Annotated in this window: 23 protein-coding genes and 3 tRNA genes; 4 read left to right on the top strand and 22 right to left on the bottom strand. The window is 58.9% G+C overall.

The annotated features are described in order from the left end of the window. Window positions 1-213: 213 nt before the first annotated feature. On the top strand, window positions 214-1209 hold the full coding sequence (cra, locus tag QMK50_RS17855; protein WP_320333632.1) for a catabolite repressor/activator: 996 nt from the start codon (window positions 214-216) through the stop codon (window positions 1207-1209). A 3-nt stretch (window positions 1210-1212) separates the two neighbouring features. Continuing rightward, on the top strand, window positions 1213-1989 hold the full coding sequence (locus QMK50_RS17850) for a TatD family hydrolase (protein ID WP_320333631.1): 777 nt from the start codon (window positions 1213-1215) through the stop codon (window positions 1987-1989). Window positions 1990-1993: 4 nt separating this feature from the next. On the opposite strand, the gene QMK50_RS17845 is transcribed toward QMK50_RS17850, so the two are convergent. From QMK50_RS17845 to ampD, 4 genes are all read right to left on the bottom strand, one after another. Next, entirely contained in the window at window positions 1994-2380 is a 387-nt protein-coding gene (locus tag QMK50_RS17845) for a hypothetical protein (protein WP_095169453.1), read from the bottom strand. A 177-nt stretch (window positions 2381-2557) separates the two neighbouring features. After that, on the bottom strand, window positions 2558-4588 hold the full coding sequence (locus QMK50_RS17840; protein WP_320333630.1) for a methyl-accepting chemotaxis protein: 2031 nt from the start codon (window positions 4586-4588) through the stop codon (window positions 2558-2560). Between the two features lie 180 nt (window positions 4589-4768). Then, the gene (gene ampE, locus QMK50_RS17835) at window positions 4769-5605 is read right to left on the bottom strand and encodes a regulatory signaling modulator protein AmpE (protein WP_095169455.1); all 837 of its coding nucleotides are present in this window, start codon (window positions 5603-5605) and stop codon (window positions 4769-4771) included. Continuing rightward, entirely contained in the window at window positions 5602-6162 is a 561-nt protein-coding gene (ampD, locus tag QMK50_RS17830; protein ID WP_159993708.1) for a 1,6-anhydro-N-acetylmuramyl-L-alanine amidase AmpD, read from the bottom strand. The genes ampE and ampD overlap by 4 nt, the downstream gene beginning before the upstream one ends. Before the next feature lie 180 nt (window positions 6163-6342). On the opposite strand from ampD, the gene nadC reads away from it, so the two are divergent. Then, window positions 6343-7191: a carboxylating nicotinate-nucleotide diphosphorylase gene (gene nadC / locus QMK50_RS17825; RefSeq protein ID WP_095169457.1), complete on the top strand. Its 849-nt coding sequence runs from the start codon at window positions 6343-6345 to the stop codon at window positions 7189-7191. A gap of 83 nt (window positions 7192-7274) precedes the next feature. Here the strand turns inward: nadC and QMK50_RS17820 are convergent, their stop codons facing one another. The 17 genes from QMK50_RS17820 to rlmE all read right to left on the bottom strand — a co-directional run bounded on the left by QMK50_RS17820 (window position 7275) and on the right by rlmE (window position 23235). Then, the gene (locus QMK50_RS17820) at window positions 7275-7580 is read right to left on the bottom strand and encodes a DUF6388 family protein (protein WP_320333629.1); all 306 of its coding nucleotides are present in this window, start codon (window positions 7578-7580) and stop codon (window positions 7275-7277) included. A 134-nt stretch (window positions 7581-7714) separates the two neighbouring features. Continuing rightward, window positions 7715-7790, bottom strand: a tRNA-Thr gene (locus QMK50_RS17815). A 139-nt stretch (window positions 7791-7929) separates the two neighbouring features. Continuing rightward, window positions 7930-10035, bottom strand: coding sequence for a polyribonucleotide nucleotidyltransferase (pnp, locus tag QMK50_RS17810; RefSeq protein ID WP_095169459.1), 2106 nt, complete (start codon window positions 10033-10035; stop codon window positions 7930-7932). Between the two features lie 195 nt (window positions 10036-10230). Beyond that, a complete protein-coding gene (rpsO, locus tag QMK50_RS17805) occupies window positions 10231-10500 on the bottom strand; it encodes a 30S ribosomal protein S15 (protein ID WP_003177875.1) in 270 nt (89 codons plus the stop codon). Between the two features lie 115 nt (window positions 10501-10615). Next, complete coding sequence (gene truB / locus QMK50_RS17800) at window positions 10616-11533, bottom strand: tRNA pseudouridine(55) synthase TruB (protein ID WP_095169460.1); 918 nt, start codon at window positions 11531-11533, stop codon at window positions 10616-10618. 3 nt (window positions 11534-11536) lie between these two features. After that, the gene (gene rbfA / locus QMK50_RS17795) at window positions 11537-11938 is read right to left on the bottom strand and encodes a 30S ribosome-binding factor RbfA (RefSeq protein WP_095169461.1); all 402 of its coding nucleotides are present in this window, start codon (window positions 11936-11938) and stop codon (window positions 11537-11539) included. Between the two features lie 159 nt (window positions 11939-12097). Beyond that, entirely contained in the window at window positions 12098-14623 is a 2526-nt protein-coding gene (gene infB / locus QMK50_RS17790; protein ID WP_095169462.1) for a translation initiation factor IF-2, read from the bottom strand. 26 nt (window positions 14624-14649) lie between these two features. Continuing rightward, entirely contained in the window at window positions 14650-16131 is a 1482-nt protein-coding gene (gene nusA / locus QMK50_RS17785) for a transcription termination factor NusA (protein WP_071485563.1), read from the bottom strand. Between the two features lie 59 nt (window positions 16132-16190). Further along, entirely contained in the window at window positions 16191-16649 is a 459-nt protein-coding gene (gene rimP, locus QMK50_RS17780) for a ribosome maturation factor RimP (protein ID WP_159987310.1), read from the bottom strand. 138 nt (window positions 16650-16787) lie between these two features. Further along, window positions 16788-16864: transfer RNA gene (locus tag QMK50_RS17775), tRNA-Met, on the bottom strand. A 96-nt stretch (window positions 16865-16960) separates the two neighbouring features. Beyond that, window positions 16961-17046, bottom strand: a tRNA-Leu gene (locus QMK50_RS17770). Window positions 17047-17068: 22 nt separating this feature from the next. Further along, window positions 17069-17452 carry a preprotein translocase subunit SecG gene (gene secG / locus QMK50_RS17765; protein WP_095081642.1) on the bottom strand — a complete coding sequence of 128 codons (384 nt, stop codon included), beginning with the start codon at window positions 17450-17452 and terminating at the stop codon, window positions 17069-17071. 4 nt (window positions 17453-17456) lie between these two features. Beyond that, window positions 17457-18212 (bottom strand): triose-phosphate isomerase, encoded by a 756-nt coding sequence (gene tpiA, locus QMK50_RS17760; protein WP_095169464.1) that lies wholly within the window; start codon window positions 18210-18212, stop codon window positions 17457-17459. Between the two features lie 66 nt (window positions 18213-18278). Then, window positions 18279-19616 (bottom strand): phosphoglucosamine mutase, encoded by a 1338-nt coding sequence (glmM, locus tag QMK50_RS17755; protein ID WP_159993704.1) that lies wholly within the window; start codon window positions 19614-19616, stop codon window positions 18279-18281. Window positions 19617-19632: 16 nt separating this feature from the next. Next, a complete protein-coding gene (gene folP / locus QMK50_RS17750; protein ID WP_320333628.1) occupies window positions 19633-20484 on the bottom strand; it encodes a dihydropteroate synthase in 852 nt (283 codons plus the stop codon). 8 nt (window positions 20485-20492) lie between these two features. Next, window positions 20493-22403, bottom strand: coding sequence for an ATP-dependent zinc metalloprotease FtsH (ftsH, locus tag QMK50_RS17745; protein ID WP_159993700.1), 1911 nt, complete (start codon window positions 22401-22403; stop codon window positions 20493-20495). Between the two features lie 202 nt (window positions 22404-22605). Then, window positions 22606-23235: a 23S rRNA (uridine(2552)-2'-O)-methyltransferase RlmE gene (gene rlmE, locus QMK50_RS17740; protein ID WP_095169468.1), complete on the bottom strand. Its 630-nt coding sequence runs from the start codon at window positions 23233-23235 to the stop codon at window positions 22606-22608. Window positions 23236-23336: 101 nt separating this feature from the next. Between rlmE and QMK50_RS17735 the strand changes: the two genes are divergently transcribed. Then, complete coding sequence (locus QMK50_RS17735) at window positions 23337-23645, top strand: YhbY family RNA-binding protein (protein WP_095169469.1); 309 nt, start codon at window positions 23337-23339, stop codon at window positions 23643-23645. Window positions 23646-23654: 9 nt separating this feature from the next. Here the strand turns inward: QMK50_RS17735 and QMK50_RS17730 are convergent, their stop codons facing one another. Continuing rightward, a complete protein-coding gene (locus QMK50_RS17730) occupies window positions 23655-24059 on the bottom strand; it encodes an MFS transporter (RefSeq protein ID WP_320334528.1) in 405 nt (134 codons plus the stop codon). Between the last annotated feature and the right edge of the window lie 22 nt (window positions 24060-24081).

Here is a 24081-nt window from a genome sequence, read left to right as displayed (position 1 = left end):
TTGGCAGTTACGCGGCAGACCGGACAAAAGAGTCAATAGTGCAGAAAATACGCCTGCTGAAACGTTTAATCTAGATTAGATGGCACGTTACTCGATAATCTCTCAGGCTTGAAGTCCAACCGGTCGGTTGCGTGCGACATTGGTCGGCTGCCTTATTCAGGTAGGATTGGCGAAAATGTCGGGGCACGCTCGAAAAAACAAGGAACTCCCGAGTTGAAACTCAGTGATATCGCCCAGCTCGCCGGTGTGTCCGTGACCACCGCCAGCTACGTCATCAATGGCAAGGCCGAACAGCAGCGCATCAGCAGTGCCACCGTCGAGCGCGTGCGCGCGGTGGTCGAACAGCACGGCTTCACCCCCAATCCGCAAGCGGCCGGGTTGCGCAGTCGGCATACCCGCACCCTGGGTTTCATTCTGCCGGACCTGGAAAACCCCAGCTATGCACGCATCGCCAAGCTCCTGGAGCAAGGTGCGCGGGCCCGTGGCTACCAGCTGTTGATTGCCAGCTCCGACGACGCCCCGGACAGCGAGCGCCAGTTGCTCCAGCTGTTTCGCGCGCGCCGCTGTGATGCGCTGTTTGTCGCCAGTTGCCTGCCGGCCAGCGACGACAGCTATCGCCAGTTGCAGGCCAAGGGTTTGCCGATCATTGCCATCGACCGGGTCATGGAGCCAGAGCATTTCTGCTCGGTGATCAGCGATGATCGCGAAGCCAGTCTGCAGCTCACCCGCAGCCTGCTGACACCGGCGCCCCGGCAGATCGTGCTGATCGGCGCACGGCCCGAACTGAGCATCAGCCAGGAGCGTGCCGCCGGATTCAAACAGGCGCTGGTCGACTTCCAGGGCCAGGTGCTGATCGAGCACAGCGAGTCGTTCAGCCGTGATGGCGGCCGGCAGTTGATGGAGGAGTTGCTGCAACGCCTCGGGCATTTGCCGGATGCACTGGTGACCACCTCCTACGTCCTGCTGCAAGGCGTGTTTGATGCCCTGCATGACTTCCCGCTGAAAAACCGCCCGCTGCGCCTGGGCACCTTTGGTGACACCCAGTTGCTGGACTTCCTGCCCCTACCGGTCAACGCCATGGCGCAGCAGCATCAACTGATTGCCGAAAAGGCCCTGCAACTGGCCCTCGCGGCTATCGAGGAGGCCCACTACCAGCCCGGCGTCCAGGCCATCGCGCGGACCTTCAAGCAGCGCATTCATCAGGACTGAGCCGTGGAGCTGATCGACAGCCACACCCATCTGGACTTTGCCGACTTCGACGCCGACCGCCTGGCGCTCCTGGCGCAAAGCCGTGCGCTGGGGGTCAGGCGCATGGTGGTGCTGGGGGTGTACCAGGCTAATTGGCAGCGCGTCTGGGACCTGGTGCAAAGTGACCCGGACCTGCACGCCGCATTCGGCCTGCACCCGGTCTATCTCGATCAGCATCGTCCCACTGACCTCAACGAACTGGCGGACTGGCTGACCCGCCTCGCCGGTCATCGGCAACTGTGCGCAGTGGGCGAGATTGGCCTGGATTTTTTTCTCCCAAGCCTGGATCGCCAGCGCCAGCAAGTGCTGTTTGAAGCACAACTGCAACTGGCCAAGGATTTTGCGCTACCGGCGCTGCTGCACGTGCGCCGTAGTCACGCTGCGGTCATCGCCACCTTGAAGCGCTTCAAGTTGCCTCGCGGCGGGATCATCCATGCCTTTGCCGGCAGCCGGGAAGAGGCCCGCGAATACCTGAAGCTCGGCTTCAAGCTCGGCCTGGGCGGGGCCGCCACCTGGCCACAAGCCCTGCGCATGCACAAGGTGATCGCCGGGTTGCCGCTGGATTCGCTGGTACTGGAAACCGATTCGCCGGACATGGCGCCCGCCATGTACCCCGGCCAACGCAATAGCCCGGCTCACTTGCCTGGGATTTGCGCGGCGCTGGCCGCAATCATGGCCATCAGCCCCGAACAACTGGCCGCGGCCAGCACCGCCAATGCCTGCCAACTTTTCAACTGGTAACCGGCTAAGCGTGTGCCCTGGCGGCCTGCAGCACCAACTTCAGGTGTTGCCGTTGCCGCGCATAACGCATCGCCACGAAGTAGATGAACAGCGCCAGTAGCGACACATTCAGTTGCTCGATCCCCGTCAACAGCCCCAGCCATTCCATCACCAGGGCCACCAGCAAGGCGCTGGCGATCATCACCCGCAGACTCGCGCGCAGCATGGTCAGTGAATCCAGGGCCTTGAGGCGCTTGAGCTCTGCAGGACCGCTGAGCTGCAGGCTTTTCTGGCAGTGATGACAGGTAAACGTCTCGTTGATCGCCATGGCATTCAGTTGCCAGGGCTTGAGCATCAGGGTGACTTGGCAATGAACACATTGCCCGGTGATTCCCTGGGAGGTGGCCGTCATGAGTTTGATCCTCGAGGCAGTGGCACATTCGCGGGTGCCAGTAGGCGCGCGAACCTCTGTTTATTGAAGACGAAAACCGCAGGCGCACATTGGTTTCGGACCGAAGCCACAGGCGGAAGGAACTTGTACTACAGAGCATTCGAAGTCAGGCCGCCCCAGTCGGCCTGACGCTGAGCATCACACGCGAAAGGCACTGATCAGATGTTTCAACTGCACCACCTGGGCCGACAACGCACGGCTGGCGTCCTCGGTCTGGTGCGCCCCTTCGGCGGTGCGCTCGCCGGCGCGGTTGATCTCGACGATGTTGCGGTCGATATCGTGGGCCACCGCCGTCTGCTGCTCGACCGCCGCGGCAATCTGCTGGTTCTGATCGACAATCATGCCCACCGCCCCGAGGATGTTGGCCAGGGCCTTCTGCACCTTGTCCGACTGCCCCACCGTGCCACTGGCCATCTGGTGACTGATCCCCATGGCCTTGACCGCCGCGCCCACGCCACTGTGCAACCTGGCGATCATCTGCTCGATTTCTTCGGTCGATTGCTGGGTACGCTTGGCCAGGGTGCGCACCTCATCGGCCACCACCGCGAACCCACGCCCCTGCTCCCCGGCACGAGCGGCCTCGATGGCCGCATTGAGGGCCAGCAGGTTGGTCTGCTCGGCGATGCTCTTGATCACTTCCAGCACCCGACTGATGGATTGGCTGTCACTCGCCAACTGGTTGATCACCAGCACCGACGCGTCGATCTCATGGGCCAGTTGCGCAATGCTGCCCTGCTGGGACTCCACCAGCCCACGGCCACTGATGGTTTCGTCGTTGACACTTTGCGCGCTGTTCACCGCTGTCGCGGCACTGCGGGCGACTTCCTGGGCGGTGGCTGACATCTGGTTCATCGCCGTGGCCACCTGCTCGATCTGCGAGCGCTGCCCGGCCACTGCCTGATTGCTGCGGGCCGAGACCGTCTCCACTTGGCCGGCCTGACGCTCGACTTCGTTGACGGTTTGCCCCACCAGCTGGATCAGGTCGTGAATTTTTGCCACGGTGGCGTTGAACACCTTGCCTAGCTCCCCCAACTCGTCGCGGCTGTGCGCGGTGAAGGTGACCGTCATGTCGCCTGCGGCGACTTTGTCCATCACCGCCCCGAGGCGCTTGAGGGTGGTGCGCGTGGAAACGTAGAAACCGCCGTAGAGGTAGAAAATCAGCACGAACACCACCGACAGGGCCACGGCCTGCAGGATCATGTGCGTGCGGTTCTGTTCCAGGCGTTGCTGCAACTGCACGCCGAGAAAGCTCAGGGTCGCGTCGTTGAGTTGATAGGTCTGTTGCATCAGGGCGCTGACCTGGTCGTAGAATCCCTGCCAGGGCGCATCGAGGGTATCGGCCATCACCACTTGCTCTTCGAACAGCTCGCTGGCTTGCTTGAGCGTGGCCTGGCTGGCAGTAGCTGCCGGCTCCAGCACCTCACGCGCGGTATTGCTGGCGCCCAGCGCATCCTGCAGCTTGAGGGCGTACTCGGCCTGGAGCTTTTCCATCTGCGCCAGCAGCTCATCGAAGCGGGTGGAGGATGCCGAATTGAGGAACCCCTGCCCCAGGGAAAATGCGCCCATGGCCCGACCGTCGCCGAGGATCTGGGTAATGCGTGGGGTGACGGTGGTCAGCAGTTCACTCAGTTGGCGGATATCGCTCTGGTTGTCGCGGCTCAAGCCCGCCTGGCTGCTGATGATCTGACCAAAGATCTGCGCGTTGCCCAGCAGCTTGGCGATCATCGCGCTTTTGCTCTGCAGGGACTTTTCCGTCTGCTGGGCCTTGAACGCGGCAAGCATTTCATCGCGCTTGGCCTCGAACACGCTGACGTGCTCCGGGTTGTCGCTCATGGCGCTCAGGCCCTGCAGGCGGGCCAGGACCTGTTGCTCCAGGGCGCTGATTTTCGTTTCGATATCGCCAGCCTTGCCGGACTGCCCCAGGGTCGAGTTGATCTGCACCAGGTTGTTCAGGGTCTCCAGGTCGCGCCGCAGAGCCAGGCCACTGCCCAGCAGGTCGAGACTCTGCAATTCAATGCGGGTGCCCTGGAATTCGCGATAGGAGTCGCGCACCAGGTAGAAGTTGGTCACCAGCATCGGCAGCAGGAACAGCACACTGATCAGGCTGAACTTCATGCCGAAGCTCAGGCGATTCATCAGTGCCACGGCGGGATAGAGCAAACTCTTCACAAGAAGTCCCCCTTTTCATTTCTTATTTTTATCGGCAGGCACGCAAAGAAAGCAGATAGCCACTACGGCGCGCTGCTTCTGTATAGCTTAAATCGGCAGGAGTTTTTGTAACTTAAGGTTAACGAGCCGCAGACTGGGTTGGCGACCGCTTCGCGATCGGACGCAGCCTGCGGGATCGAATTAGAGCAGGACGGTCCAGAGGGCGAACCCGGCGTACCAGACCACGGCTGCGCGCAGCAGCAATTCCCACAATTGGTCCAGGCTGTTGATGCCTTCGGGGCCCGCTACGGGTGCCGGGATTTCACCCGCGACCTTGCCGGTTTTCTCGATCAACTGCGCGGCGCTGATGTTCCAGTTGAGCAATTCATGCAGCATCACCCGGCTGACCGCGACAAAGTTGCCCACCAGGGCAAAACTCGCTGCCAGCAGGCGCACCGGCAACCAGTCGAAGGCATGGCGCAACTGCGCCGCACGCTCGGCCAGTGCCGGCTGCTTGCTGTGCTCGGCCGCCAGGGCCAGCAAGCGATAACTCAAGGCCGCGACCGGACCGAGCAGGAAATACCAGAAAATCACCGCAAAAAAGCTCTGGTAGGCCTGCCACAACAAGCGGGCTTGCACCAGTTGCAGCAACTGCTCACCGCTGTCGGCACAAATCCCCAGGTCACGCTGGGCGACATGGGCGGCTGCTTGCAGGTCTTCGCGGCGCCAGGCATCGCGAAACGGCCCCAGCTCGCCCAGAATGTCGCCCCGGCCCAGGCTGTAGATCACCACCAGCAAATGCACCGGCAAGGCCAACAGGCCATAGGCGACCGGCTCCAGCACCAGCAACAGCAAGCCAAGCAAGGCCACCGGCAACAACACCAGCAGGGCCAGCACCAGCCAGGGTTGGCGGCTCAGCCGGGGATGGCTTTCAAGCTTGGCCAACTCGCGCAGCCAACCGCTGTCGCGTTGTACCCGGTGGCGCAGTGCCGAAAACTTCTCGATCCATACGGCCAGCAGTAACACCACAAAACTCATTGTCCTTCCCCTTGTGCCAGGGCGTCGCGGTAACGCGTCCAGTCGAACGCCGGCCCCGGATCAGTCTTGCGTCCAGGCGCGATATCGCTGTGGCCCTGGATACGTTCAGTGGAGATCGCCGCAAACGCGCCCTGCAACTGCAGGGTCAAGGCTGTCAGCGCCTGGTACTGGGTGTCGGTGAACGGCAGATCATCGGTGCCCTCCAGCTCGATGCCCAGGGAAAAATCATTACAACCTTCGCGCCCCTCGAACAGCGAAACACCCGCGTGCCAGGCCCGCTCAAGACAAGAGACAAACTGGGTGACGCTGCCGTCACGTTCGATCAGGAAATGCGCAGACACGCGCAGGTGGGCGATCCCTGCAAAATAGGGATGTTCGGTGACATCCAGGCGGTTCTGGAAAAACTCCTGCACCTTGCCCGTGGCGAACTGCGCCGGCGGCAGGCTGATGTTGTGGATCACCAGCAGGGAAATTTCGCCCGAGGGGCGCGCATTGAAGTTGGGTGACGGGCAATGACGCACACCTTCAAACCAACCACTCGCGGGGTCCAGCTGCATACAGGTTCCTTCAACAACGGCTTTGACAGGCTCCAGTATGCCGCGATCACCCCACGGGTGCGATCACTTGCCGCGATTGAGGCGCTGTCTGCGGCGTAATGCCCCGGCCAGGCATTTGTGATCTTGGGTTCACTCCCGGCATGGCCCTATAATCGTGACACTTTGTTTGTGGAGCCCGTTATGCCGAATCTACGCCTCGCCGACCTGACTGCCGAAATCGAAGCCAATGTGCGCCGTGCGCTGCTGGAAGACATCGGTAGCGGCGACATCACTGCACAGCTGATCCCGGCCGAGCGCCTGGCCAAAGCCACCATCATTACCCGTGACGCGGCCGTCATCAGTGGCACCGCATGGGTCGATGCCGTGTTTCGGCAACTGGATCCGCGCGTCGCGGTGCACTGGCAAGTGCGCGACGGTGAGCGGGTGAACCCCAATCAACCGTTGTTTCATCTCGAAGGCCCGGCCCGTTCGCTACTGACCGGTGAACGCAGTGCGCTGAACTTCCTGCAGTTGCTGTCGGGGGTCGCCACCCGCGCCCAGTACCTGGCCGACTTTGTCGCCCAGACCCAGGTCAAGCTGCTGGACACCCGCAAGACGCTGCCTGGGCTACGCCTGGCGCAAAAGTATGCGGTGACCTGTGGTGGTTGCCATAACCACCGTATCGGCCTGTACGACGCCTTCCTGATCAAGGAAAACCATATCGCTGCCAGTGGTGGCATCGCCCAGGCCATTGCCGCCGCACACAAGATCGCCCCGGGCAAACCGGTGGAGGTGGAAGTGGAAAGCCTGGCGGAGCTCAAGGAAGCGCTGGCGGCCGGTGCCGACATCATCATGCTCGATGAGTTGAGCCTGGATGATATGCGCGAAGCGGTACGCCTGAACGGCGGCAAGGCGAAACTGGAAGCCAGCGGCGGGATCAACGAAAGTACGCTGCTGCCCATCGCCGCGACCGGCGTTGACTACATTTCGATTGGTGCGCTGACCAAGGATGTGAAGGCGATCGACCTGTCGATGCGCTTGAGCCTCTGAGGAGCAGTTACAAGCGGCAAGCAACAAGCGGCAAGCGGATCTGCTTTGACTTGTAGCTTGCTGCTTGAAGCTTGGATCTGCCTTCAAACCACCAGATTGTTCATCTCGCAGTACTCCTGCCACTCGACACCCAGCACTTCGGCAGCCTCCTTGTGCAGCACCAGGCGTGCAGCCTCGAACTCTTCAGGGGTTGAGGTGTACTTGAGCGTCAATTCCCACGGCTGCAAGCCCTGGGATTCTGCCTCGTCTTCGAAGGCCCACTGGATCTGGTCTTTCTGATCGTCGGCACTCAAGTCCTTGATCTCTTCAGCCAACTGCGGCGACTCCCGCAGGTAGGACTGCAGCGCTTGTTCGTGCCTGGCTTCTTGGGTCAATGCGTTAACGGTCATGGCGTTCTCTTTGATCTGGGGAATGGAAGATGGATCTGGATCATCAAGGATCTCTCTGACGCAAATAAACCGCGTGTTGCCTGGTGTATCTGGCCTTCAGAACCATTCGGGATCATTGGAAAACAGGTACTGCCTGGTGCCCGAGACAGGAATCGAACCTGCGACCTTCGCGTTACGAGTGCGCTGCTCTACCGACTGAGCTACACGGGCGGAGGGCTAAACCTAGCACTGACTTTGGGGTCAGGCAACTTCCCCGGTGATGTCAATTTCTTGCAGGCAAAAAAATGCCCCGCAGCTTTCACTGCGGGGCATTTCTCGGAACGTTGAAGCGGTCAGGCGCAGGGCGTGATTAAACGCCCGAAGCCTTGGCTGCTGCTACGTCTTTGATGGACAGCTTGATACGGCCGCGGTTGTCCACGTCCAGTACCAGTACTTCCACTTCCTGGCCTTCTTTGAGGATGTCGGTCACTTTCTCTACGCGAGCGTCGCTCAGCATCGAGATGTGAACCAGACCGTCCTTGCCCGGCAGGATGTTGACGAATGCGCCGAAGTCGACGATGCGCTCAACCTTACCGACGTAGATCTTGCCGATCTCGGCTTCTGCGGTGATGCCCAGGACGCGCTGACGAGCAGCTTCAGCAGCTTCCTTGGTTTCGCCGAAGATCTTGATCGAACCGTCGTCTTCGATGTCGATCGAAGCCTTGGTTTCTTCACAGATCGCACGGATGGTCGCGCCGCCTTTACCGATGACATCACGGATTTTGTCGGTGTCGATTTTCATCGCGATCATGGTCGGAGCATTTTCCGACAGCTCAGTGCGGGACTGACCAATGATCTGGTTCATCTGACCGAGGATGTTCAGGCGCGCTTCCAGGGCTTGGCCCAGAGCGATTTCCATGATTTCTTCGGTGATGCCCTTGATCTTGATGTCCATCTGCAGCGCGGTAACACCTTTGGCGGTACCGGCTACCTTGAAGTCCATGTCGCCGAGGTGGTCTTCGTCGCCCAGGATGTCGGTCAGGACGGCGAACTTCTCGCCTTCTTTAACCAGACCCATGGCGATACCGGCAACCGGTGCCTTCATCGGTACACCAGCGTCCATCAGGGCCAGGGAAGCGCCGCAAACGGAAGCCATGGAGCTCGAACCGTTGGATTCGGTGATTTCCGATACCACGCGGATGGTGTACGGGAACACATCGGCAGCAGGCAGCATGGCAGCGATCGAACGACGAGCCAGACGGCCGTGACCGATTTCGCGACGACCAGCGCCACCCATGCGACCACACTCACCTACCGAGAACGGAGGGAAGTTGTAGTGCAGCATGAACGGGTCTTTTTTCTCGCCTTCCAGGGTGTCCAGCAGTTGTGCGTCACGGGCAGTGCCCAGAGTCGCGACTACCAGGGCCTGGGTTTCGCCACGGGTGAACAGAGCCGAACCGTGAGTCTTGGGCAGAACACCGACTTCGATGTTCAGAGGACGTACGGTCTTGGTGTCGCGACCATCGATACGTGGCTTGCCGTTGACGATGTTTTCGCGAACGGTGCGGTATTCGATTTCGCCGAAAGCCGCTTTCACTTCGCTGGAAGAAGGCTGGCCTTCTTCACCGGACAGCTTGGCTACAACCTGATCCTTCAACTCGCCCAGGCGAGCGTAACGGTCGGCCTTGACGGTGATGGCGTAAGCCTGGGAGATAGCGTCGCCGAACTCGGCACGGATAGCGCCCAGCAGTGCGGTGGCTTCAGGCTGTGGAGCCCAGGTCCAGGTTGGCTTGGCAGCTTCGGCAGCCAGTTCTTTAACAGCGTTGATCACCACCTGGAACTCGTCGTGAGCAAACAGTACCGCGCCCAGCATCTGGTCTTCGGTCAGCTCTTTGGCTTCCGATTCAACCATCAACACGGCTTCCGACGTACCGGCAACGACCATGTCCAGGCTCGAAGCTTTCTGTTGTTCGTAAGTCGGGTTCAGCAGGTAGCCGGTGCTTTCGTGGAACGCAACGCGGGCAGCGCCGATCGGGCCATCGAAAGGAATGCCGGAGATGGCCAGGGCAGCCGAGGTACCGATCATCGCAGCGATGTCCGGATCGGTCTTCTTGCTGGTGGAAACGACGGTGCAGACAACCTGCACTTCGTTCATGAAGCCTTCTGGGAACAGCGGACGGATCGGACGGTCGATCAGTCGGGAAGTCAGGGTTTCTTTCTCGGAAGGACGGCCTTCACGCTTGAAGAAACCGCCAGGGATCTTACCGGCAGCGTAAGTCTTTTCCTGGTAGTGGACGGACAGAGGGAAGAAGCCTTTGCCTGGATCGGCTTGCTTGGCACCGACTACAGTCACCAACACGCTAACGTCGTCGTCAACGGTGACCAATACTGCGCCGGAGGCCTGACGGGCGATACGGCCAGTCTCGAGGGTAACGGTCGACTGACCGAACTGGAATTTTTTGATTACCGGGTTCACGGTGTCCTACCTTCTTTTGTGGCTCTTGGGGAACTTGTCTTCTTGCGAAATTCTTGGGCAATGTCGGGAATCGGCCCAACGCCTGTCCAGGGTAAAACGTGTATCCAGATAAAACTTGAGGCTGGGAGCCTGCCATGCGCCAGCGGGAATCCCACTGACGTACGACAGACAACCAACCTCTAGCGCAATCGCTTATTAGCGACGCAGACCCAGGCGACCGATCAGAGTCTGATAACGACCCAGATCCTTGCCTTTCAGGTAGTCCAGCAGCTTACGACGCTGGTTTACCATGCGGATCAGACCACGACGGGAGTGGTGATCTTTACCGTTGGCCTTGAAGTGACCTTGCAGCTTGTTGATGTTGTGGGTCAGCAGTGCAACTTGCACTTCTGGCGAACCAGTGTCACCAACAGCTTGCTGGTAGTCAGCTACGATTTGTGCTTTTTCTTGAACGTCGAGAGCCATGAGGCAATCCTTTTATCAGGAAACCACCCAAAGGGCAGTTTCAACAGGCCAGGGACAAATCCCTGTATCTAAAAATGAGTAGTGACCGTGCCTGTTAACAGCCACCCTCGTCCGGTCATTCTGACCGAATCAGTCGACGTGGCGCGATGCGCCCGTCTTCGCTCACTTCACCGATACCGATGAAGCGACCGTTGTGATCCTGTACCCGTACCATGCCGAACTTCGGTGCATCCGGGGCGCGAACCGGCTGGCCGTTGAGCCAGTAGAACGAGCTGTGCTCCGAGAACTGCAGCAGCGGCCAATCCAGCAAGCCGCTGTCCGATGGCATCAGGAAACGGTCAACCGCTTCGTTGCCGCCTTCGGCATGTACCGCTTCCAACTCTTCCAGCGTGACCGTCTGGGCCAGGCTGAATGGACCGGCCTGGGTACGTCGCAGTTCTGCCACGTAAGCGCCACAGCCGAGCTGTTCACCAATATCCTCCACCAGGGTACGGATATAGGTGCCTTTGCTGCAATCTACGGCAAAGCGCGCAGTGTCACCTTCAAAGGCCAGCAATTCCAAGCGCGCAATAGTAACAGATCGCGGTTCGCGCTCCACCACTTCGCCTGCTCGTGCCAGCTTGTACAACGGCTGGCCATCGCGTTTGAGTGCCGAGTACATCGGCGGTATCTGACTGATTTTCCCGCGAAAACTGGGCAGTACAGCTTCGATATCGGTGCGACCAACGGTCACTGGGCGTTCCTGCAAAACGTCACCCTCGGCATCCGCCGTGGTGGTGGTCTTGCCCAATTGCGCCAGGGTTTCATAACCCTTGTCGGAATCGAGCAGGTATTGCGAGAACTTGGTCGCCTCACCGAAGCACAGCGGCAACACGCCGGTGGCCAACGGGTCGAGACTGCCAGTGTGGCCAGCCTTTTCGGCATTGAGCAACCAGCGCACCTTCTGCAAGGCAGCGTTGGAGGTGAACCCCAACGGCTTGTCGAGCAGGATGATGCCGCTGACGTTACGACGGATACGTTTGACCTGAGCCACCGATTACTCCTTGGTGTCTTCGGTTTCTGCCGCGACCGGGTGCTGATTGTCTTCAGCCACGGCGCGCTCGATCAATGCCGACAGATGAGCACCACGTACGACACTTTCGTCATAGTGGAAGTGCAGCTGGGGAACGCTGCGCAGCTTCATCTCGCGAGCCAGCTGCATGCGCAGGAAGCCTGCAGCAGAGTTCAGCACCTTGATGCTTTGTGCGATGTCCTCGGCACTGTCCTGGCCCATCACGGTGATGAAGATCTTGGCGTGACCGACGTCACGGCTGACTTCAACAGCGGTAATGGTGACCAGACCAACACGCGGGTCTTTGACTTCACGACGGATCAGTTGTGCCAGCTCACGCTGCATCTGATCGCCGATACGTTGGGTACGGCTGTATTCTTTTGCCATGTCTTGTTACCTGTTACTGCCTCACGGTGAAACCCGTGTGGTCTGAAAGCGGCAAACGCCCGGCCTGACAGAAGCCAGACCGGGCGTTGCGTTTAGAGTCCGGGCGATGCGCCGTGCATTTGCATGCGGCTGCCCATCACGGCTCTTGAAGTGCGCGAGTTAGAGGCTGCGAGCAACCTGAACCTTCTCGAAGACTTCGATCTTGTCACCGACTTTGACGTCGTTGTAGCTCTTCACGCCGATACCGCATTCCATGCCAGCACGTACTTCGGAAGCGTCATCCTTGAAGCGGCGCAGGGATTCCAGCTCGCCTTCGAAGATAACGATGTCTTCACGCAGTACACGGATTGGACGGTTACGGTGCACGATACCTTCAACAACCATGCAACCGGCGATCGCGCCAAACTTCGGCGAACGGAACACGTCGCGGACTTCAGCAATACCCAGGATGTTCTCCCGGACGTCGCTGCCAAGCATGCCGGTCAGGGCCTTCTTGACGTCTTCGATGATGTCGTAGATCACGTTGTAGTAACGCATATCCAGGCCTTCCTGCTCGACGATCTTGCGCGCGCCAGCATCGGCACGCACGTTGAAGCCGAACAGTACAGCGTTGGAGGCCAGTGCCAGGTTGGCGTCGGACTCGGTGATACCACCGACACCGCCACCCACTACACGCACTTGCACTTCGTCGTTACCCAGGCCGTTCAAGGCGCCGTTCAACGCTTCCAACGAACCACGAACGTCAGATTTGAGGACGATGTTAAGCGTCTTCTTCTCTTCCTGGCCCATGTTCTCGAAGATGTTTTCCAGCTTGCCTGCGTGAGCACGAGCCAGTTTGACTTCACGGAACTTGCCTTGACGGAACAGAGCCACTTCACGGGCTTTCTTCTCGTCGGCAACCACGCTCATCTCGTCACCAGCGTCCGGGGTACCGTCCAGGCCGAGGATCTCGACAGGGATGGAAGGACCGGCTTCCTTGATTGGCTTGCCGTTCTCGTCGAGCATGGCACGTACACGGCCATAGTTCGAACCGACCAGGACCATGTCGCCTTGGCGCAGGGTACCGTCTTGAACCAGAACGGTTGCTACCGGGCCACGACCTTTGTCGAGACGCGATTCAACCACAACACCGCGACCTGGGGCCGATGGAGTTGCTTTCAGTTCGAGAACTTCGGCTTGCAGCAGGACGGCTTCGAGCAGTTCGTCTACACCGGTACCGACTTTCGCCGAAACCGAAACGAATGGCGTATCACCGCCCCACTCTTCCGACGTCACGCCATGAACCGACAGTTCGCTACGGATGCGATCGAGATCGGCGCCCGGCTTGTCGATTTTGTTCACTGCAACGACCAGAGGAACACCAGCGGCCTTGGCGTGCTGGACAGCTTCAATGGTCTGCGGCATCACGCCGTCGTCCGCTGCAACTACCAGGATCACGATGTCGGTCGCCTTGGCACCACGGGCACGCATGGCGGTAAACGCGGCGTGACCTGGGGTGTCAAGGAAGGTGACCATGCCGCGTTCGGTTTCAACGTGGTATGCACCGATGTGCTGGGTGATACCGCCGGCTTCGCCCGCAGCTACCTTGGCACGACGGATGTAGTCGAGCAGCGAGGTCTTACCATGGTCAACGTGGCCCATTACGGTCACGACTGGCGCACGGGAGAAGGTCTCGCCTTCAAACTTCAGGGACTCAGCCAGGGAATCTTCCAGGGCGGTGTCGCTGACCAGGGTCACTTTGTGGCCCAGCTCTTCAGCAACCAGTTGAGCAGTTTCCTGATCAAGCACTTGGTTGATGGTCGCTGGAGTACCCAGTTTGAACATGAACTTGATGATTTCAGCAGCCTTGACCGACATCTGCTGGGCGAGATCGCCCACAGTGATGGTCTCGCCGATCTTCACTTCACGCACGACAGGGCCGGTTGGGCTCTGGAAACCGTGGGCATTGCGTTTTTTCAGCTTGGCCTTGCCGCGACCACCACGACGGAAGCTGTCGCTTTCTTCGTCGGTAGTACGAGGCGCAACACGTGGAGCAGGCGCTTTTTCCTTGACCGAAGCACGATGCGGAGCGTTTTTGCGCTCACCATCGCCACTGCCACGACGACTGTTGTCGTCTGCACGTGGTTTGTCCGGACGGCGCTGTTCGTTCTGCTTGTTGCGAACGTCAGCAGACGGTGCTGGAGCAGCAGCCACCGGTGCGCTCTCACGCACTGGCTCGGCAGCCGCAGCAGGCGCTGCAACAGCGCCGGAAGTAGCGGTTTGCGCAGCAGCAGGCTGGCGACGCGCTTCTTCTTCGGCGCGACGCTTGGCTTCTTCTTCAGCCTTCTGACGTGCAGCATTTTCTACTGCGCGACGTTCTTCCAGTTCGCGTTTGCGCTCGGCTTCGATTTCTTCCGGGCTGCGCTGTACGAAGACTTTCTTCTTACGTACTTCAACGCTGATGCTTTTGCTGCCAGCAACACGCAGGGTGCTGGTGGTTTTACGCTGCAACGTGATCTTGCGCGGTTCTTCCACTTTCGCCTTGTGGCTGCTTTTCAAGTGAGTCAGCAAAGATTGCTTCTCACTGTCGGTCACATGTTCCTCGGCGGCGGTGTGCGGCAGACCTGCCTCACGCATCTGCTGCAGCAGGCGCTCTACCGGTGTTTTGACCTCATCGGCCAGTTGTTTCACCGTGACTTGCGTCATGCACTTCTCTCCTCAGGCCGCGCCTATTACTCGAACCAATGGGCTCGGGCGGCCATGATCAACTTGCCGGCACGATCATCGTCAATGCCGTCGATGTCGAGCAGGTCGTCAATAGACTGCTCGGCCAGGTCTTCGCGGGTAATTACGCCGCGCACCGCCAGTTCCATCGCCAAATCCTTGTCCATACCCTCAAGCGAGAGCAGGTCTTCGGCCGGATGGGCGTCTGCCAGCTTTTCCTCAGTAGCGATGGCTTTAGTCAACAAACGATCCTTGGCCCGAGCGCGAAGCTCGTTGACGGTGTCTTCGTCAAAGCCGTCGATGTTGAGCATTTCTTCCAACGGTACGTAGGCAATCTCTTCCAGGCTAGTGAAGCCCTCATCTACCAGCACCTGTGCCAGGTCTTCGTCGACTTCCAGCTCGTCGATGAAGTTGCGCAGGATATCGCCGGTTTCTGCTTGCTGCTTAGCCTGGATGTCCGATTCGGTCATCACGTTCAGGGTCCAGCCAGTCAGCTGGCTAGCCAGACGCACGTTCTGACCACCGCGACCGATGGCCTGAGCCAGATTGTCTGCGCCAACGGCGATGTCCATTGCATGGGCATCTTCGTCAACGATAATTGCCGCAACCTCAGCCGGGGACATGGCGTTGATCACGAACTGCGCTGGGTTGTCGTCCCACAGGACGATATCCACACGCTCACCGCCCAACTCACCGGACACTGCCTGGACACGCGAACCGCGCATACCAATGCAAGCGCCCTGCGGGTCGATGCGTTTGTCTTTCGAGCGGACCGCGATCTTGGCACGCGAACCCGGGTCACGGGAGGCAGCCATTACTTCGATCAGGCCTTCAGCGATTTCCGGCACTTCAATGCGGAACAACTCGATCAGCATTTCCGGCGCGGTACGCGACAGGATCAACTGCGGGCCGCGGTTTTCAGTGCGGATTTCCTTGAGCAGCGCACGCAGACGCACGCCCACCCGGAAGGTTTCGCGAGAAATGATGTCTTCACGGGCCAGCAACGCCTCGGCGTTGTTGCCCAGATCGACGATCACGTTGTCGCGGGTGACTTTCTTCACGGTGCCGGAGATGATTTCCCCCAGGCGCTCGCGATAGGCATCAACCACTTGTGCGCGTTCTGCTTCGCGAACTTTCTGCACAATGACTTGCTTGGCAGTCTGTGCCGCGATACGGCCGAACTCGATCGACTCGATCTTCTCTTCGACGACATCGCCTACCTGGGCGCCCGGATGCGTTTGCGCAACCTTGCTCGGCCAGGTTTCGATGGCCGGGTCGTCCAGGTCTGCTTCTTCGACGACCGTCCAGCGACGGAAAGTCTCGTAAGCACCGGTGTGGCGATTGATTTCCACACGCAGATCGACTTCGTCCTCGAACCGCTTCTTGGTAGCAGTGGCCAGGGCCAGCTCCAGCGCTTCAAAAATTACGTTAGCCGGTACGCCCTTTTCATTGGATACCGACTCAACAACCAGCAGTACTTCTTTGCTCATCGTACGCCTCGCCTTTCGCAAGCCATTGGATCCGCGGGATCCGCAGTTTCTGGCACGTCTCAGTCAAAACTGGGAATAATGTTGGCCTTGTCGATCATATCGATCGGCAACAGGAACTCATGGTCTTCAACCTGCACCACGACGTCCTGCTCTTCTACGCCGCGCAGAAGGCCCTGAAAGTTGCGTCGACCTTCAAAAGGCGAGCGCAGCTTGATCTTCACTTGTTCACCGGCAAATTTTGCAAACTGCTCAATAGTGAACAGCGGGCGTTCCATGCCAGGCGAGGAAACTTCAAGGGTGTACTCAACGGCGATTGGATCTTCAACATCCAGCACACCGCTGATCTGACGGCTGACGATGGCGCAATCGTCCACCAGCACGCCGCCCTCTTTATCGATATAAACGCGCAACATGGAGTGACGACCTTGAGCCGAAAACTCAATACCCCAGCATTCATAGCCTAGGGCCACGACCACCGGGGCCAGCAAGGCCTGCAACTGTTCTAGCTTGCTCGACACCTGAACCCCCTCGTGCATGTATGTGCATGCTTTGCAAAATAAAAAAATGGGCGAAAAGCCCATCCCTGAAACGCCGTCGAATAGCGGCGTTGAAAGTGTCCAGCTAACAAAAAGCCCCTTAAAAGGGGCTCCTGAAACTGGTTGCGGGGGCCGGATTTGAACCGACGACCTTCGGGTTATGAGCCCGACGAGCTACCAGACTGCTCCACCCCGCGACAAAGCTGGGGCGGAAGTATACGACCGATCCCTGACAGGGTCAATGTAACCTTCCACCTACAAGAAAGCCCGCAACAGCGGGCTCTCCTGATAATTGGTACCGAGAAGGGGACTCGAACCCCTACACCCTATGGGCACAACCACCTCAAGGTTGCGTGTCTACCAATTCCACCACCTCGGCAATACTACGTTTGAAACCCTTCTTACTTTTGCTCTTGAGCTGGAGGTACGTCAGTCGCATTGGTTGCCGACTTTTGCTCTTCAAGCACCGGTACATCATCAGAAGCCGGTTTTTGCACTGGTACTTCAAGAACCGCTGGGTTTGGCAAACCTACTTGAGTCAGCTGTTGAGCTTTCTCTTTAGCAAAGTAACCTAACCCTAAGCTGGTTATGAAGAAACCTGCGGCAAGTATAGCAGTAAACTTACTAAGAAAGGTAGAGGAACCTTGGCTTCCGAACACAGTATTTGAAGCACCTGCTCCGAAAGACGCGCCAGCGTCCGCACCCTTACCCTGCTGCAGCAATACCAGAGCAACTACGCCCAATGCACCCAGCAGATGAAAAACGACTACGACTGTTTCCAGCATTTTCTCAGTTTCCCGCGGCACGAATAATCGCACCGAACTCATCTGCATTCAGGGAAGCCCCACCAATGAGCCCCCCATCGATATCCGGCATGCCGAACAGTTCGACCGCATTGGCCGCCTTCACGCTGCCGCCGTATAGAAGCCGCACACCTTGTGCGACTTCAGAATTCTTTGCCGCCAACTGCGCGCGAATGGCTGCATGCACATCCTGCGCTTGTTGCGGCGAAGCAGTCAGCCCGGTGCCAATGGCCCAGACCGGCTCGTAAGCAATGACTGCCTTGGCAAAGACACCAACACCCAGCTCCTCGATGATGCTGTCCAGCTGACGCCCGACAACCTCAAGAGTTTGTCCGGCTTCACGCTGCTCGAGGGTTTCCCCTACACACAACACCGGAGTCAAGCCACATGCCTGTGCCGCTGCGAACTTGCGAATCAGCATCTCGTCGCGCTCGCCCATTATCTGGCGGCGTTCGGAGTGCCCTACAAGCACCAGGGAACACCCTGCATCCACCAACTGACTCGGCGCAACTTCACCCGTCAGTGCACCTTGCATGGCTTCCACCGCAGAATTCTGCGCGCCGACCGAAATCGACTTGCCTTCCAGGCCATCAACCACTTGGTTGATAAACAAGCAAGGTGGGAATACCGCGACATCAACACCGCTCGGCAAGGCCAGACCACCGAGACCTTCGATCAGCTCAGCGACGCTGGCGCGGGTACCGTGCATCTTCCAGTTACCAGCTACCATAGGGCGACGCATGCTTTACCTCGTCGGTCAAAGTGGGCGCAGATGTTACCCAACCACATCATTGCTGGCAAGCCGAATTCAGGCAGAAACTTCACCAACCAGTTTTGCCAGCTCTTCAGCGTATCCACGAACCAGGGTTTCATCCTCGCCTTCGACCATCACACGCACCAGCGGCTCGGTACCGGACTTGCGCAGCAAGACCCGACCACGCCCTGCCATTGCCTTGGTAACGCGGGCGCTCGCCTCCTTGACGGCCGCGTGCTCGACAGGATTTACCCCGCCCGCAAAGCGCACATTGATCAATACTTGAGGGCATTTGCGCAGCGCCTGGCGCGCCTGGGCGAGACCTTCGTCGCGATCTTTCAAGGCCATCAACACCTGCAACGCAGCAATGATCGCATCACCGGTGGTGGTGTGATTGAAGCAAACGATATGCCCGGAGTTTTCACCCCCGACCTTCCAACCGCGCTCCAACAGGTCGGCAATCACGTAGCGGTCACCGACATTGGCCCGCACAAACGGGATCTTCAGCTCTTCCAGGGCCAGCTCCAGCCCCAGGTTACTCATCAGCGTGCCCACTACCCCGCCCTGCAGGATTCCACGCTCGTGCAGATCACGGGCAATGATGAACAACAGCTCATCGCCGTCGACGATCGCACCCGTGTGATCAACCATCAGCACCCGATCGCCATCACCGTCGAAGGCGATACCCAGGTCGGCTTGCTCGGCCAGGACCGCAGCCTGCAACTGCCCCATATGGGTCGAGCCGCAGTTGTCATTGATGTTCAGGCCATTGGGTTGTGCAGAGAGCACCACCACTTCGGCGCCCAGCTCGCGAAAGACACTCGGCGCGACCTTGTACACCGCGCCATGGGCGCAATCGATGACAATCTTCAGCCCGGAAAAACTGGTACCGGTCGGCACACTGCTTTTGCAGAACTCAATGTAGCGGCCGGACGCATCGTTGATGCGCGACACTTTGCCGATCTTGCTGGACTCGACTACCACCATCGGGGTGTCGAGCAGTTCTTCGATCATCAGCTCGATGTCGTCCGGCAGCTTGGTGCCCTGTCCGGAGAAAAACTTGATGCCGTTATCGTCATGAGGATTGTGCGAAGCACTGATCACGATGCCGGCTTCAGCATGAAAGGTACGCGTCAGGTAGGCGATGGCGGGCGTAGGCATTGGCCCCAGCAGCATCACATCCGCCCCGGCGGACGTCAGTCCGGCCTCGAGCGCCGATTCGAACATGTATCCGGAGATACGCGTGTCCTTGCCCACCAGGACTTTGCAGGCGCCCATTTTCCGGAACGCCATGCCAGCAGCCCAGCCGAGCTTGAGCATAAAGTCAGGAGTAATCGGGTAGGTACCGACCCGACCACGGATACCGTCGGTGCCAAAATATTTTTTAGTCATAAGTACTCCAACATTCTTATTCGGCTGATTCTACCGCTGCGATCATTCGCACTACGTCCACAGTTTCGGCGACGTCATGCACGCGCAGGATTCGCGCGCCCTTGACCATCGCCAGCGCTGCGAGCGCGAGGCCGCCATGCAGTCGCTCGCCCACCGGGCGATTAAGCGCCTGCCCTATCATGCTTTTGCGAGACACCCCAACCAGCAGCGGGCGCCCCAATGCATGCAGGGCCTCCATATGCTTGAACAGACTCAAGTTGTGCCGCAGGTTCTTGGCGAATCCGAAGCCGGGATCCAGAACAATCCGCTCGACCGGGATACCGACTGCAACACACTGCGCCATGCGCTCGGCGAGAAATCCTGCGACTTCGCGCGTTACATCAGCATAGTGGGGGTTGTCCTGCATATCTCCCGGCTCGCCGAGCATATGCATCAGGCATACCGGCAGGCCGGTAGCTGCTGCAGCGTCCAGCGCACCGTCTCGCCGCAGCGAGCGAACATCATTGATCAACCCCGCACCCAGGCGCGCAGTTTCACGCATGACCGCAGGCGTGGAGGTATCGACCGAGATAATCACATCTAGTTCACGGTGCAGGCGCTCGACAATCGGCGCTACGCGCTCCAGTTCCTCCAGCGGCGAGACCGCCCGCGCACCTGGTCGAGTCGACTCACCGCCGACGTCGATCAAGGTAGCGCCCGCGGACACCATCGCCTCGGCGTGCTTCAGGGCAGCATCGAGCTGACTGAAACGACCGCCGTCGGAGAAAGAATCAGGAGTGACATTGAGAATGCCCATGACATGCGTATGGGCCAAATCAAGAACCCGGTTGCCGCAAGGCAACCGGGTTGAGGACTGTACAAGAGTCATTTCAAACCTTAAACGTCAGCAGCCGGGCCGCCGATAGGGGTTTGCGGACGCTCATCCTGGACTACAGGAGGCGTACCGGAAGTGCCCGTGCCACCAGACCAGTCACGCGGTTCACGCGGCGTGCGGCCCGCCATGATGTCGTCGATTTGATCGGCATCGATGGTTTCGTACTTCATTAGTGCGTCGGCCATCGCGTCGAGCTTGTCGCGGTTGTCCGTCAGGATCTGCTTGGCGGTGCCATAGCACTGGTCAATGATGCTGCGCACCTCGGAGTCGATCAGCTTCGCCGTCTCGCCCGAGAAACTGGCGTGCTGACCGCCGCCGCCACGACCGAGGAATACCTCACCCTCTTCTTCGGCGTACATCAGAGGACCGAGTTTTTCCGACAGGCCCCACTTGGTCACCATGTTTCGCGCGATCTGGCTGGCACGCATGATGTCGTTCGAGGCACCGGTGGTGACACCGTCGAAGCCCAGGGTCATCTCTTCGGCGATACGGCCACCATACAACGAGCAGATCTGGCTGATCAGCGCACGCTTGGACAGGCTGTAGCGATCCTCTTCCGGCAGGAACATGGTCACACCCAGCGCACGACCACGGGGAATGATCGAAACCTTGTAGACCGGATCGTGCTCAGGCACGACACGACCGACAATTGCGTGACCCGCTTCGTGATAAGCAGTGTTGCGCTTCTCTTTCTCGGACATGACCATGGATTTGCGCTCGGCGCCCATCATGATCTTGTCCTTGGCCAGTTCGAATTCCTTCATCTCGACGATGCGCTTGCCGGTACGGGCAGCGAACAGCGATGCCTCGTTCACCAGGTTGGCCAGGTCGGCACCGGAGAAACCCGGGGTACCACGGGCGATCACCGCTGGAGCGACGTCGTCACCCATTGGCACTTTACGCATGTGAACCTTGAGGATCTGCTCGCGACCACGGATATCTGGCAGGCCGACCACCACCTGGCGGTCGAAACGGCCCGGACGCAGCAGCGCCGGGTCGAGTACGTCCGGACGGTTGGTCGCGGCAATGACGATGATGCCGTCATTCATTTCGAAGCCGTCCATCTCCACCAGCAACTGGTTGAGAGTCTGCTCACGCTCGTCGTGACCACCGCCCATGCCAGCACCACGATGGCGACCGACAGCGTCGATCTCATCGATGAAGATGATGCAAGGTGCGTGCTTTTTCGCCTGTTCAAACATGTCACGAACACGGCTGGCACCCACACCCACGAACATTTCGACGAAGTCGGAACCAGAGATGGTGAAGAACGGCACCTTGGCTTCGCCGGCAATGGCCTTGGCCAGCAGGGTTTTACCGGTACCTGGCGGGCCAACCATCAGCACACCACGGGGAATGCGGCCACCCAGGCGCTGGAACTTGCCCGGATCTCGCAGGAACTCGACCAACTCGCCGACTTCCTCCTTGGCTTCGTCGCAACCAGCAACGTCAGCCAGGGTGGTTTTCACCTGATCTTCGGAGAGCAGGCGCGCCTTGCTCTTGCCGAAGCTCATCGGCCCGCCCTTGCCGCCTGCACCGCCTTGCATCTGGCGCATGAAGAACATGAACACGGCAATGATCACCAGGATCGGGAAGCTGGCAACCAGCAGTTGGGTCCAGATACTTTGCTGCTCAGGCTGCTTGCCTTCGACTACCACGTGGTTGTCCACGAGGTCGCCGATCAGACCGTTGTCCTGAATGGCCGGACGAATGGTCTTGAAGCTGTCGCCATCATTGCGCTTGCCAGTGATGACATAACCGTCCACGGCTACGCGCTCGACCTTGCCATCCTTGACCTGCTGGATGAAGTCGGAATAGTTGAGGGTCTGTGGCTCGTTAGGGCTGGAGAAGTTGTTCATCACCGTCACCAGGACAGCCGCGATGATCAACCACAGGATAAGATTCTTTGCCATATCGTTCAATTAACTACCCTCTGAAGCAAGCTCCGCAACTGGCGCGCGCTTCGCATGATATTCACCGGCCTAACTTACTACATTACCTACAGCTCTGGCAGGCGCCGTCTGTAACCCTTTGTGAAACATTGACTACACAATATTCGCTATTGCTTGTGGGGCGAAATACTAAAAACCTATCGCCCCGCAAAAAAACCTCGTTTTACTCACTACGGCCGCGGTAGCCCCAAGCCAGCATATATTGCTCGCGGGAACTGCCACGGGAAGAGTCCGGCTTGATCATCTGGACCTTGTCGAACTTCTGACGAGCGTCCTTCACGTAAGCGTCAAACCCTTCACCCTGAAAAACCTTGATCACGAAATTGCCACCGGGCTTGAGTATCCGGGCGGCCAAATCAAGCGCCAGCTCACAAAGAAACATGGCTTTTGGCATGTCTACCTCAGGCGTACCACTCATATTGGGGGCCATATCGGAAATCACAAGGTCAACCTGCGAATTACCCACGGCCTCAAGGATCTGCGCGAGCACTGCGTCCTGAGTGAAGTCACCCTGAATGAAGGTCACGTCCGGAATGCTGTCCATTTCCAGGATGTCCGAGGCGATCAGGCGCCCCTGACCACCGATCAGCCGACTGGTGACCTGCGACCAGCCACCGGGCGCCGCACCCAGGTCGACAACGCTCATGCCCGGACGGATCAGCTTGTATTTCTCCTGGACCTCCAGAAGCTTGTAACTGGCACGCGAACGGTAGCCATCCTTCTGCGCCTGCTTCACATAGGGATCATTGACATGTCTTTTCAGCCAACCAAGGCTTGTCTTGGAACGCGCCATTGGGCACCTCGATGATTAGGGTCGTGATTAATTGGGCGGATCCACGCACCCTCGGGTAAAATGGCCGCCATTTTACAGAATCCAGACTAAAGGGTCAGATTATGCCGCTCACTCAAGAGCAGAAGAAACAGTACAAATCCATTGGCCACCATCTGAAACCAGTTTTGACGGTGGCTGACAACGGTTTGACTGAAGGTGTGTTAGCCGAGCTGGAACGCGCATTGGGCGATCACGAACTGATCAAGATCAAGCTCAACATCCTCGATCGCGAATCGCGCCTGGCTGCCATTGCCGAACTGTGCAAGGTCGGCAAGGCGGACCTGGTACAGGTCATCGGCAAGATGGCGCTGATTTACCGCAAGAACTTCAGCGTAAACAAGCAACTGTCGAACGTCCACCGCTTCAAGTGATGAAACGGGTCAAGGGTGTGCTTCGCGCACCCTGCCACCCCATCCTGGCACCGGCTGCAGCACCAGCAGCAAACCGGAAAACCCCAGCACCAGGTAGCTGAACAAAAGCCAATGCTCCGCCTCCGGCCATTGCATGCGTACCACCAGGTACATCGTGCTTGCATACAACGCCATCAACAGCAGTTGCCCGCGAATATCGCGCCATAGACTGACAAGGCCCTTGGCCTGAACCAGCACCAAAACCTGAGAAACCACGCACGCCGCTGAAAAACCCACCAGCAGCGTACTCAGCATGCTTGAAATTTCATTGATCAGCAGCGGCGCCAGGCCAATCTGGCCCAGCACCGGCAGCAAACCCAAATGCAGCAGCCACAGGCCGCCAACCCACAACATCTGGGTCAGCTGCCAGAGCATGGCGCCCGCACGCAGCGGGCGC

This window comes from Pseudomonas sp. P5_152 (assembly GCF_033989915.1).
In the GTDB taxonomy this organism is placed as follows: Bacteria; Pseudomonadota; Gammaproteobacteria; order Pseudomonadales; family Pseudomonadaceae; genus Aquipseudomonas.
Note: the sequence above shows the minus strand (reverse complement) of the source record. Positions and strands in the feature narration are given on the sequence as shown.

Coding starts and splice junctions, on each gene's coding strand:
- QMK50_RS17820 (WP_320333629.1), bottom strand. CDS start 7,580: ATGACCGTTAACGCATTGACCCAAGAAGCCAGGCACGAACAAGCGCTG.
- nusA (WP_071485563.1), bottom strand. CDS start 16,131: ATGAGCAAAGAAGTACTGCTGGTTGTTGAGTCGGTATCCAATGAAAAG.
- rpsO (WP_003177875.1), bottom strand. CDS start 10,500: ATGGCTCTCGACGTTCAAGAAAAAGCACAAATCGTAGCTGACTACCAG.
- QMK50_RS17730 (WP_320334528.1), bottom strand. CDS start 24,059: ATGCTCTGGCAGCTGACCCAGATGTTGTGGGTTGGCGGCCTGTGGCTG.
- rbfA (WP_095169461.1), bottom strand. CDS start 11,938: ATGGCAAAAGAATACAGCCGTACCCAACGTATCGGCGATCAGATGCAG.
- infB (WP_095169462.1), bottom strand. CDS start 14,623: ATGACGCAAGTCACGGTGAAACAACTGGCCGATGAGGTCAAAACACCG.
- QMK50_RS17735 (WP_095169469.1), top strand. CDS start 23,337: ATGCCGCTCACTCAAGAGCAGAAGAAACAGTACAAATCCATTGGCCAC.
- ampD (WP_159993708.1), bottom strand. CDS start 6,162: ATGCAGCTGGACCCCGCGAGTGGTTGGTTTGAAGGTGTGCGTCATTGC.
- QMK50_RS17845 (WP_095169453.1), bottom strand. CDS start 2,380: ATGACGGCCACCTCCCAGGGAATCACCGGGCAATGTGTTCATTGCCAA.
- nadC (WP_095169457.1), top strand. CDS start 6,343: ATGCCGAATCTACGCCTCGCCGACCTGACTGCCGAAATCGAAGCCAAT.
- rlmE (WP_095169468.1), bottom strand. CDS start 23,235: ATGGCGCGTTCCAAGACAAGCCTTGGTTGGCTGAAAAGACATGTCAAT.
- folP (WP_320333628.1), bottom strand. CDS start 20,484: ATGACTCTTGTACAGTCCTCAACCCGGTTGCCTTGCGGCAACCGGGTT.
- tpiA (WP_095169464.1), bottom strand. CDS start 18,212: ATGCGTCGCCCTATGGTAGCTGGTAACTGGAAGATGCACGGTACCCGC.
- ampE (WP_095169455.1), bottom strand. CDS start 5,605: ATGAGTTTTGTGGTGTTACTGCTGGCCGTATGGATCGAGAAGTTTTCG.
- glmM (WP_159993704.1), bottom strand. CDS start 19,616: ATGACTAAAAAATATTTTGGCACCGACGGTATCCGTGGTCGGGTCGGT.
- ftsH (WP_159993700.1), bottom strand. CDS start 22,403: ATGGCAAAGAATCTTATCCTGTGGTTGATCATCGCGGCTGTCCTGGTG.
- secG (WP_095081642.1), bottom strand. CDS start 17,452: ATGCTGGAAACAGTCGTAGTCGTTTTTCATCTGCTGGGTGCATTGGGC.